Origin of the sequence: Pectinatus frisingensis (assembly GCF_015732285.1) — a bacterium.
Taxonomy (GTDB): domain Bacteria; phylum Bacillota; class Negativicutes; order Selenomonadales; family Selenomonadaceae; genus Pectinatus; species Pectinatus frisingensis.
In genome coordinates, this window is sequence record NZ_WIQU01000046.1 from 143,433 (window position 1) to 154,366 (window position 10,934).

Annotated in this window: 12 protein-coding genes; 11 read left to right on the plus strand and 1 reads right to left on the minus strand. The window is 40.4% G+C overall.

The window, feature by feature from the left end:
- Nucleotides 1-129: 129 nt before the first annotated feature.
- From thyX to truB, 11 genes are all read left to right on the plus strand, one after another.
- A complete protein-coding gene (gene thyX, locus I6751_RS08935; RefSeq protein WP_196591644.1) occupies nt 130-819 on the plus strand; it encodes an FAD-dependent thymidylate synthase in 690 nt (229 codons plus the stop codon).
- A 26-nt stretch (nt 820-845) separates the two neighbouring features.
- Nucleotides 846-1,760, plus strand: coding sequence for a 23S rRNA (guanosine(2251)-2'-O)-methyltransferase RlmB (rlmB, locus tag I6751_RS08940; RefSeq protein ID WP_231037944.1), 915 nt, complete (start codon nt 846-848; stop codon nt 1,758-1,760).
- 16 nt (nt 1,761-1,776) lie between these two features.
- Entirely contained in the window at nt 1,777-2,328 is a 552-nt protein-coding gene (locus tag I6751_RS08945; protein ID WP_196591645.1) for an NYN domain-containing protein, read from the plus strand.
- 176 nt (nt 2,329-2,504) lie between these two features.
- Complete coding sequence (locus I6751_RS08950; protein WP_182186292.1) at nt 2,505-2,951, plus strand: ribosome maturation factor RimP; 447 nt, start codon at nt 2,505-2,507, stop codon at nt 2,949-2,951.
- 25 nt (nt 2,952-2,976) lie between these two features.
- Nucleotides 2,977-4,086 carry a transcription termination factor NusA gene (nusA, locus tag I6751_RS08955; protein WP_182186290.1) on the plus strand — a complete coding sequence of 370 codons (1,110 nt, stop codon included), beginning with the start codon at nt 2,977-2,979 and terminating at the stop codon, nt 4,084-4,086.
- 15 nt (nt 4,087-4,101) lie between these two features.
- Nucleotides 4,102-4,377, plus strand: a complete 276-nt coding sequence (gene rnpM, locus I6751_RS08960) for an RNase P modulator RnpM (RefSeq protein ID WP_196591646.1) — start codon at nt 4,102-4,104, stop codon at nt 4,375-4,377.
- Entirely contained in the window at nt 4,370-4,681 is a 312-nt protein-coding gene (locus I6751_RS08965; protein WP_182186287.1) for a L7Ae/L30e/S12e/Gadd45 family ribosomal protein, read from the plus strand. The genes rnpM and I6751_RS08965 overlap by 8 nt, the downstream gene beginning before the upstream one ends.
- A 25-nt stretch (nt 4,682-4,706) precedes the next feature.
- Complete coding sequence (gene infB, locus I6751_RS08970; RefSeq protein WP_196591647.1) at nt 4,707-7,379, plus strand: translation initiation factor IF-2; 2,673 nt, start codon at nt 4,707-4,709, stop codon at nt 7,377-7,379.
- Between the two features lie 28 nt (nt 7,380-7,407).
- Complete coding sequence (rbfA, locus tag I6751_RS08975) at nt 7,408-7,782, plus strand: 30S ribosome-binding factor RbfA (RefSeq protein ID WP_182186284.1); 375 nt, start codon at nt 7,408-7,410, stop codon at nt 7,780-7,782.
- Nucleotides 7,766-8,710 carry a DHH family phosphoesterase gene (locus I6751_RS08980; RefSeq protein WP_182186282.1) on the plus strand — a complete coding sequence of 315 codons (945 nt, stop codon included), beginning with the start codon at nt 7,766-7,768 and terminating at the stop codon, nt 8,708-8,710. The genes rbfA and I6751_RS08980 overlap by 17 nt, the downstream gene beginning before the upstream one ends.
- A gap of 1 nt (nt 8,711) precedes the next feature.
- A complete protein-coding gene (gene truB / locus I6751_RS08985; RefSeq protein ID WP_196591648.1) occupies nt 8,712-9,581 on the plus strand; it encodes a tRNA pseudouridine(55) synthase TruB in 870 nt (289 codons plus the stop codon).
- A 64-nt stretch (nt 9,582-9,645) separates the two neighbouring features.
- Here truB and I6751_RS08990 read toward each other — a convergent pair whose 3' ends face one another.
- On the minus strand, nt 9,646-10,623 hold the full coding sequence (locus I6751_RS08990; protein ID WP_196591649.1) for a glycosyltransferase family 9 protein: 978 nt from the start codon (nt 10,621-10,623) through the stop codon (nt 9,646-9,648).
- Nucleotides 10,624-10,934: the final 311 nt, after the last annotated feature.

The following is a 10,934-nucleotide window of genomic DNA, read 5'->3' on the forward strand; positions in this document are numbered from 1 at the left end:
TTAAAACAGCATATTTATCCGTGTTAGAAAGGTTTAGTAAAATTTTATTTGTAAAGTATAAATTGATGCTATAATAAAGGCAGCCGTTGTCGGTAAACGATGGCTGCCTTTGATGAATGGAGGTTTTTTATGAAAGTAAAGCTTATAGACTATACACCGGAACCGGAACGTACTGTGGCAATGGCAGCTCGATTGTGCTATTCATCGGTGGGGGCAGAAAAATTAGAAGAAAAAATGACGGATGACCAAGTGGAAAAGCTTGTCAGGAAAATTGTTAAGATGGGTCATGCTTCTACGTTAGAACATGCTAGTTTTACCTTTGCTATTGAAGGGGTTTCACGTGTACTTACACATCAGCTGGTGCGCCATCGGATTGCTTCTTATTCACAGCAATCACAACGTTACGTAGCTGAACACGATTTTGAATATATAACACCGCCGTCGATTGCTGGAAATGAACAGGCCAGGCAGCAATTTGAAAAAATGATGCAAGAGGTACGTAAGACATATGATATATTGACCGGCTTGAAAATTCCTAAGGAAGATGCCCGCTATGTTTTGAGTAATGCAACTGAAACCAAGATATTAGCCACCTTCAATACCCGCTCGTTGCTGCACTTTTTCTCATTGCGTTGTTGTCAGCGGGCTCAGTGGGAAATAAGGGCAATGGCTTATATGATGCTCAAAGAAGTAAAAAGCGTTGCACCGCTGTTGTTTAAGAATGCAGGTGCTTCTTGTGTAGCGACAGGGGTGTGTCCGGAAGGCGATATGACATGCGGTATGTTTGATGAGATGATAAAATTGCGTGAAAATAATTAAGAATAAATGGCTGATTGGGAGAAAAAATGACAGGTAATAAGAAAAAATTCGCAAAAACGGAACAGAAGAAAAATAAAATGTCCCAGACATTCACCGGCGGCAAAAAAAAATATAAAAAAGATATGGGAAAATTAAATAAAAACAAGACGGCTCCATTTAAGTCCCAAAAGCAGGTAAAAGATCCTGCAGCACAGGCACAGGAAATATCACCGGATATTTTAACAGGCCGCAATGCTGTACGGGAAGCATTAAAAAATGATCGACCGATAAATAAACTGCTGGTGGCGGAGAATGCCCATGGCGGATCAATTCAGGAAATAATAGGATTGGCCAGACAAAAAAAGGTTATTGTACATACAGTAAGCCAAAATAAAATTAATGAACTTGGTGGTACCAGCCATAATCAGGGGATACTGGCTTATACACCGCCGGTTGACTATGCTTTGCTGGAAGATGTATTGGAAGATATTAAACAAAAGAAGGAAACACCGTTTTTCCTAATCCTGGATGAAATAGAAGATCCGCATAATCTCGGTGCAGTCTTACGTACTGCTGATGCAGCTGGTGTTCATGCAGTGATAATCCCTAAGCGTCGCAGCTGCCCTCTTTCTTCTACAGTGGCAAAAGTATCGGCCGGTGCAATAGAATATGTACCCGTGATCCGCGTCAATAATATTGCCCAGACTCTGATAGAATTGAAAGAAGCTGGTTTTTGGATCGCCGGAGCTGATGCTTCTGCCGAAACTTTTTATTATGATGCCAATTTCAAAGGGGCATTGGCTATCGTCATCGGCAGTGAAGGTAAGGGTATTGGACAGTTAGTGCGTCAATCCTGCGATTTTCTGGTAAAAATTCCAATGTATGGAAAGATAAATTCACTGAATGCATCTAATGCGGCAGCCATCCTCATGTATGAAGCGCTGAAACAGCGCATGCTGTAAAGGAGGCCGGATTGGTATGATCATCAAAATGCGGGCCCAATTGATTGTCGATGGTTATAATGTCATAAACTGCTGGCCGGAACTGTTAGGTTCCAGTAATGATTTGGAACATGCCCGCGACAAATTGATTCATATTTTATTAGAATATGGTGCCTATGAAAAATATGATGTAACTCTTGTATTCGATGCCTTATATACAAAATCAGCGCAATCTTATGAGCAATTGAATGAGCATTTTGAAATAGTTTATACCAAGAAAAAAGAAACGGCAGACAGTTATATTGAGCGTTTGGCATATCGATCGGTACGTGAAGGCCGGGAAGTATTTGTCGTGACTTCGGACGGTGCGGAGCAAAGTGCTATTTTAGGTGCCGGAGCCTATCGTGTAACGGTCAAGGAATTAGGACGGACAATTAAAAATACTAAGAAAAAACTTCGTAACAGTTATGTAGTAAATGATGGAAATACAGCAGATTATTCGCGGCGCAGTGAAATAGCTGACCGAATTGAGCCCGCTGTTTTAAAAAAACTTAATATTTTGCGTAAAAAACATTATAATAAAAAGTGATCGACAATGTAAGGTGATTAAAAAGTTTAAAATTTGTGATATTAATGGTTTATATCAGTTTACATTTTTTACATTTGATGGTATAATATATATACCAATTTAAGCGTGTATTTTAAAGAGTGGGTGCAAACCCACTCTTTAGTATTATAAGCAGTATCACATTTTAGGAGGGGCAAATGAGCGGACGAATAGAAACTGAAGCAGAAAAACTGGTACAGAATTTACTGGCAGATACGGAATACGAATTTGTTGATTTGGATTATATCAAGGAAAAAAATTGGTACCTGAGGGTTTTTATTGATAAACAGGGTGGCATTGATTTGGATGATTGTCAAAAAGTAAGTCGTTTTCTTGATGAAGCTATCGAGAAAGTCGGTTTAATAAAAGACAGTTATATTTTAGAAGTATCTTCGCCGGGATTGGATCGTTTGTTAAGAAAAGATCGTGATTTTGCACGGGAAATGGGTAAAGATGTTGATGTTGTGACTTATGCACCGCTTAACGGCAAGAAGGAATTTACCGGTAAACTTACCTCATTTGATGATAAGACAATAACGTTGAATGATGCATTGTCAATTTTACGGACACAATTGGCATCAGTCCGTTTGCATATAGATTTTTAAATTTGGATTTTAGGAGGATATTAATTTGGCTACCAAAAATAAAGGCTTTTTAGATGCCTTTCGTGAAGTCGGCAAGGAAAAAGGAATATCATTGGAAGTGTTGTTTGACGCAATTGAAGCGGCACTTATTTCTGCGTACAAGAAAAATTTTAATTCGGCACAAAACGTAAGGGTAGCACTTGATCGCACTACAGGTGAATTTAACATATACGTGGTGAAAAATGTTGTTGATGAAGTAAAAAATGATGTCACAGAAATTTCTTTGGCTGATGCACAAAAAATTCATCCTGATTATGCAGTCGGGGATGTAATTGAAGAAGTAATAAAACCAGCTAATTTCGGTCGTATTGCGGCACAAACAGCCAAGCAGGTCGTAGTACAGCGAATCCGGGAAGCTGAACGCAATAATATTTTTGAAGAATATTCTGAACGGGCCAATGACATCTTGACTGGTGTTGTGCAGCGAATGGAAGGTAAAAATGTAATAATTGACCTTGGCCGCACTGAAGCACTATTGACACCGGCGGAGCAGATATCCACCGAAAACTATACACCAAACGAAAGATTGAAATTATATATAGTTGAAGTAAAAAAGACCACTAAAGGCCCGCAGATACTTTTATCGCGTACCCATCCCGGATTGTTAAAGCGCCTTTTTGAGTTAGAAGTTCCTGAAATAAGTGATGGTTCGGTAGAAATCAAATCAGTAGCCCGGGAACCGGGAATGCGCTCGAAGATAGCTGTCTATTCCAAAGATGAAAATATAGATCCGGTCGGTTCCTGTGTTGGACAAAGAGGTCTCAGGGTACAGGCTGTAGTTGACGAACTGCATGGTGAAAAAATTGATATAGTAAAATGGAATCAGGATCCGGCCAAATACATAGCCAATTCATTAAGTCCGGCCAAAGTGGTTTCAGTAGCGGTGAAGGAAGATGCCAAGATTTCTAAGGTCATAGTGCCGGATTATCAGCTGTCATTGGCGATTGGCAAAGAAGGGCAAAATGCCCGACTGGCTGCAAAACTGACTGGCTGGAAAATAGATATAAAAAGTGAAACACAGGCAGAACAAAACGATCTTGCTGATGGAATGGAAGTAGTACCGGTAACCAGCGAAAAATCGTTTTCCGTTGATTAACAGGGGAGGGTAACCATGACCGCAGGAAAGAAAATACCGCAGCGAATGTGCGTCGGCTGCCAGACGGTTCGTAATAAACGTGAAATGATAAGAGTAGTGAAAAGCCCTGAAGGTGAATTTTCAATAGATAAAACAGGGAAAAAATCAGGCAGGGGCGCATATATCTGTCCAAAACGGGAATGTTTGGAGGCAGCAATAAAGGGCCGCAGACTGGAAAAATCATTCAAATGTTCACTTGATAAAAAGATATATGAGAAACTGAGGGCAGATTTTGGAGAAGCAGGTGGATAAAATTCAACAAAAATTGGTTAATCTGCTGAGTATGGCTGCACGGGCTGGTAAGATAGCTTCTGGAGAAATGGCTGTCAGTAAAGCAGTGGAACGAAATGAGGCAGTACTCATACTCGTGGCGGAAAGCTCTGCAGAAAAAACCAGGGAAATTTATAATAAAATTGCCGGAAAACATGCGGTGCCGTTGATTTTTACAACTGTGGATAAGGAACTACTTGGAAATAGTGTCGGTAAAAGTGAGCGTGCCGCAATAGCAATATGTGACAGCGGCTTCGCTGCGGCAATAAATAAAATATTAAGGTGACATCAAGTTAAGCGGGGGTGGATCGATGTCCAAATATAGAGTATATGATTTAGCTAAAGAATTTAATACTGACAGTAAGACGGTTTTGAATATATTGCGTGGTAATAATATAACCGTAAAAAGCCATGCCAGCACCGTTGGTGATGATGAACGCAGACTGGTGGAAAACAAGATAGCAGCAGTGAAACAAACAGTGTCAGTGAAGCAAATAGCACCAGTAAGAACGCAGCAAATTAAGCAATATGACGATGCAGCACATAAAACAACTGTCGCAGGTGATGAGAAAAGGGAAAAAGGCAGTAAACCGAAGGCTGGTTTGCCGAATGATTCCAAGACAAACAGCAGCACAGCTGCAACGCATAAAACCCAGTACCACGAAAAAAAACAATTGCATAGGGGTAATGATAAGATAAAAACTACAGCTCAACATCAAACAGATACCGTAAAAATCAATAGAAGCGGCAATCAACATCAAAGTGGCGAAAAATCGCGTACAGTTAATAATGACCGGCCTAATAGAACTACAGAACAACGCCGGCCCCAGCAGTCTGCCCAACAACATAGAAATCCGGTAAAAGACAGAACAGCGGCCGGAGACAGCAGTATGCACAGAAGTCATCACAATGACAATACTGGCAATAGCAGGCCGGGAAACAATATCCGAACCAGCAGCAGTACCGGAAATACTGGTAATAGAAGTGCTGGTAATACCGGTAATACTGGTAATAGAAGTGCCGGTAATACCGGTAATAGAAACACTGGTAATACTACTACTAACAGGGGCAATAGCAGCAACAGAGGTAACACCAATCGTCCAAACCAAAATAGACACAATAATCAAAGCGGCGGCCAAAGCTTTAATTCACATCGCAATAATGGCAGAAAAAATTGGCGCGGTAACAGAAATAACAGAAACCATCCAATTCAGCAGAAACAAGAAATAATCCGTCCTAAAATAATCAAGGTCGGCGAAAGTATTTCTGTCAAGGAACTAGCCAGTAAAATGACTTATACAGTGACCGATGTCATCAAGAAATTAATGACGCTGGGAATAATGGCGACAATTAATCAGGAAATTGATTTTGATACAGCTGTATTAGTAGCGGCAGAGTTTAATATAAATGTCGAAGAACTGCCACCAGAAGTCGATTTGACGGAAATACCGGAAATTGAAGATGCAGCCAGGGATTTACGGCCTCGTCCGCCTGTAGTTACAGTTATGGGACATGTTGACCATGGTAAGACATCACTACTTGATGTAATAAGAAAAACTTCGGTAACATCAAACGAAGCCGGTGGGATAACACAACATATTGGTGCTTATCAAGTTATGTGTAAAGATAAGAAAATTGTATTTCTTGACACACCAGGTCATGAAGCTTTCACGGCAATGCGGGCGCGTGGTGCCCAGGTAACAGATATAGCTGTACTGGTTGTAGCAGCCGATGACGGTGTAATGCCGCAGACACTGGAAGCTATAAACCATGCTAAATCAGCTAAGGTACCAATCGTTGTGGCAATTAATAAAATAGATAAACCTGGTGCGAACCCCGAACATGTAAAACAGCAGCTGGCTGAACATGAACTGATTGCCGAAGATTGGGGCGGTGATACTATTATGGTGCCGGTTTCGGCTAAACAGAAGCTTGGCATAAATGATTTATTGGAAATGATTCTGCTTGTAGCTGAAATGCAGGAATTAAAAGCTAATCCTAACCATGATGCACGCGGAGTAATTATCGAAGCACAGCTTGATAAAGGACGCGGTCCGGTCGCCACAGTGCTTGTACAAAATGGAACACTTCATATTGGTGATTCGATTATCGCTGGCACAGCTTTTGGCAAGGTTCGCGCTATGATCAATGACCGCGGTGAAAAGATCAAAAAAGCCGGTCCGTCGGTACCTGTTGAAGTGTTGGGCCTGTCTGATGTACCGGAAGCAGGCGATGAAATGGCTGCTTTGGACGAACATTTAGCTCGTACCATTGCAGAAAAACGCGTTGAAAAACAGCGCACCGAATTGATTAAAAATAAAAAAGTTTCTCTGGATGACTTATTCCAACAGATAAATGAAGGCAATATAAAAGATTTGAACATCTTGTTAAAAACTGATGTTCAGGGTTCATTAGAAGCGCTGAAGACTTCGTTGCTGGGTCTGAATAAAAGTGATGAAGTACGGGTAAATATCGTCCATTCCGGTGTCGGCGCGGTAAATGAGTCTGATGTAATGCTGGCCTCAGCATCTAATGCGCTTATTCTGGCGTTTAATGTGCGGCCTGACAGCAATGCCAGAAAGCTGGCTGATACAGAAGATATAGATATACGCACATACCGAGTCATTTATGAAGCAATAAATGATATTGAAGCTGCCATGAAGGGTATGCTGGCACCTAAATTTAAAGAAACAATTCAGGGCAAAGTGGAAATACGCCAGGTCATGAAGTTCTCAAAAGCTTTGGTAGCCGGTTCATATGTGTTGGAAGGCAAAATTACTAACACATCAAAGATCCGGATAGTCCGTGATAATATTGTTGTACATGAAGGTCAACTTGAATCACTGCGTCGCTTCAAAGATGATGTGAAAGAAGTTTCGGCAGGCTACGAATGCGGTATTACCATAGAAAACTATCGTGACTTTAAAGAAGGCGACATAATCGAAGCCTACATCATGGAAGAAATTGCACCACAGAGTTTGTAATCAGTTGACACAGAAGGTAGTGATATAAATGGGTGTCCGTGTCGAAAAAATACAAGAACAAATAAAAGAAGAAGTCAGTGATATTATCTTGCGCGGTTTGAAAGATCCTCGCATCGGTTTTGTTACTGTTACTAAAGTCGATGTATCCAGCGACTTGAAAACTGCTAAGATATATGTGAGTATTCTTGGCAGTAGCGAACAATTTGAAAATACCTGGCAGGGATTGAGACATTCCTGTGGTTATATACGCCAGGAACTGGCCAAGCGCATGCGGATAAAATTTGTTCCTGAAATAGCTTTTTATCCTGATACCACAATGCAGTATAGTGCCCATATTCAGGATTTAATAAACAAAATACATCGCTCGGCGAAAGAGGAATCTGACGATGGAAGTAACGATTAAGGAAGCGGCAGAAAAAATAAAGAGCGCCCGGCATATAATAATCGCGCCACATGTCAATCCGGATTGTGACGGACTTGGTTCGACGCTGGGACTGTATCATGCTTTGACTAAAAGCGGACATGATGTCAAAATATTTGTCGATGATGAAATTCCTGAGGCATATCATTTTTTACCAGGTTGGGAAATATTTAAAAAACCTGATGAAAAAATAAAAGATGTCGATTTACTTATTGTACTGGATGCGGAGCCGGAGCGTGTGGGACGTGTAACGACCATTGCTGACGCACCAATACTAAATTTTGACCATCATCGTTCGAATACGCGCACAGCCGATTTCCTTTATCTGGAACCACAGCGGGCAGCTACCGGTGAAATTATGTATGAGCTGCTCAAGACACTTGATATACAATTTGATTTAAATATGGCAGTATGTATCTATACTGCCATTGCCACTGACTGTGGATTTTTTAAATATTCCAATACTACAGCTTATACGATGCGGATTGCTGGAGAACTATTGGATATTGGCGTCAGACCCAATCTTATTTCAGAGGCATTGGATCAAAAAAAATATGATGACATAAAAATACTTGCCGCTGTTATTAATTCACTCGAACTTTATAATGACGGAACTGTTGCAGTAATTGGTGCTGATAAAAACATTGTTGACAATTGCACCTCTACGGAAGGATTTGTAGATATTGCCCGGATAGTCGAAGGGGTTGATGTTGCCGTACTGGTAAAATATGCTGGTGATGAGCTGACTCGCATAAGCATGCGCTCTAAAAATACAGATGTAGCAACGATAGCTGAAGCCTTAGGCGGTGGCGGACACGTGCGGGCTGCCGGCTGTACTTTGAAGTTGCCGTTTGCTGTGGCCAGACAAAAAATCATTACTGCCATAATCAATGAAATGGCGGAAAAATAAAATGCCCATTAATGGATTTATCAATGTACTCAAACCGCCGGGAATGACATCACATGATGTGGTTAGTTGTTTGCGGCGCATATATGGCACAAAAAAAATTGGTCATGCCGGAACACTTGATCCGGCAGCGGCCGGAGTATTACCTGTTGCGGTTGGAAATGCCACCAGGCTTTTGGAATATATGGGAAATACAGATAAGCGCTATCGGGCAGAAGTACTGCTTGGACTGAGTACTGATACCGATGACGATACGGGTAATATTTTGGAAAAAACCTTGTTTACCATGCCGCCGCAGGAAAAAATAACGACAGCTTTATTGGGCTTTTACGGTGATATAATGCAGACACCATCTGTCTATTCGGCAATAAAGATAAACGGCCGCAAGGCCTGCGATTTAGCCAGAAGCCATATTGATGTTGTAATACCACCCCGATCAATTCATATTTATGAATTGGTCTTACGACAAATTTTTACTGATAAATTTTGTATTGACGTTCATTGCTCAAAAGGAACATATATTCGCTCATTGTGTGTAGATATCGGCAAAAGCTTAGGAATACCAGCAACAATGGGATTTTTGATTCGTACTGCAGTAGGTAGTTTTTCTCTTGCAGATAGCCATACATTGGAAGAAATAGCTAATAATCCTTTACAGTCATTGCAAGAAGTGAACATCCTTTTGAATTATATACCGGGATGTGCAGTAGATGAATTGGCAATTGCAAATTTTCGCCAAGGGAAAAAAATAGAACATGATGGCAGCCAGAAAGATGGTACGGCTGTACTAGTATACAACGATGTTGATTTTGCCGGAATTGGCATAATCAGTGAAAATGGACAATATATTGCACCACACAAGGTGCTGAATTAATAAGAAAAGATATGTTTTGTAAGATAATAAAACCTGCAGTAAAAATTTTTACCGCAGGTTTTATTTATTTTCCGATAATATTTAATGTAGCTGCAAAAACTCTATCAGGAGAACATTCATTTGACTTCAACAAATTTGCCTTATATAAATTCGGGCCGGGTGCCCACTTTGCTATATGGGCATCATCACTGATATAGAATAAAGCCGTCACCGGAATGTCCACGGCAAGTCCCAAATGCATGGTACCGGTATCAACACTTATTAAAGCAGCACTCAATTGCAAAATGGCGGCGAGCTGGGCTATAGAAGTTTTATTAGTAAAATCAATATAATGATTGGTTAATTTCCGTAATTGCCCGCTGTATTTTGTTGCACGGCTGCCGGCACCCAGAAATAGTACTTTATAATCGGTAGATTGAAATTTGTCAATTAATTGGGCGCATATTTTAGCCGGAATATCTTTTTCGATTTTTTTAGAAACAGCGCAGATACAGATAAACTTATCCGTATTGTCTATACCGGCCGCTTCAAGCAGCTGGACAGCATCATCATAAGCAATACGCGGCGGTTTATAAATCATAGGCAGATCCTTCACCGGTGCGTGGATGTATTGTTCTAATAAGATAGCATTACGTTCTGGTACACGGTATTTACCATGATAATCAATATTTTTATTACTAAGTAATAAACGTATCAGACCTTTGTTTTCGGCATATACTTTTTTAGCACCAAAAAGACGCGCTAAGATTATACCGCGTTCGTTACCATAAATGACAAATGCTGCCGTAAAGCCGGCAGCAAAAACATGGCGGTATTGCTGATAAAATCTGTAGGCACCTAATATACCGTGATGTTGACCATCTTTGTCATAAGCGATAACTTCATCGACACCATCCAAATGACGGGCGGCATCAATAAAAGGTTTATTGGCGATGAATACGGTATGGCTGTCAGGAAATACAGCTTTTATATTGCGGCATAATGGACCGGTCAGTAAAATATCGCCAAAAAAAGATGTATTGATTATTAAAAAGTTTTTCATATTCAAGTCATCCTTTATTAAAAATATAAACAATAAACTGTATATAATATAAATAACTATATATTTATATTATATACAGTTTATCAGATAAAGAAAGGAATTTAGTTAAATATATCATATCTTGGAATATATAAGATGCAGCTAATTTTCCAACATGTTATGAGAGCTGCTAACCTAAAGGCTCCCTTCCAGGGGAGCTGTCGGCGTAGCCGACTGAGGGGTTACCTTAAAACAAGGCAATATTTTGGATGCTGAAGTTTAAAGAGTAAACCCTCCCGTCATGGCTTACGCCATGCCACCCTCCCTGTTAA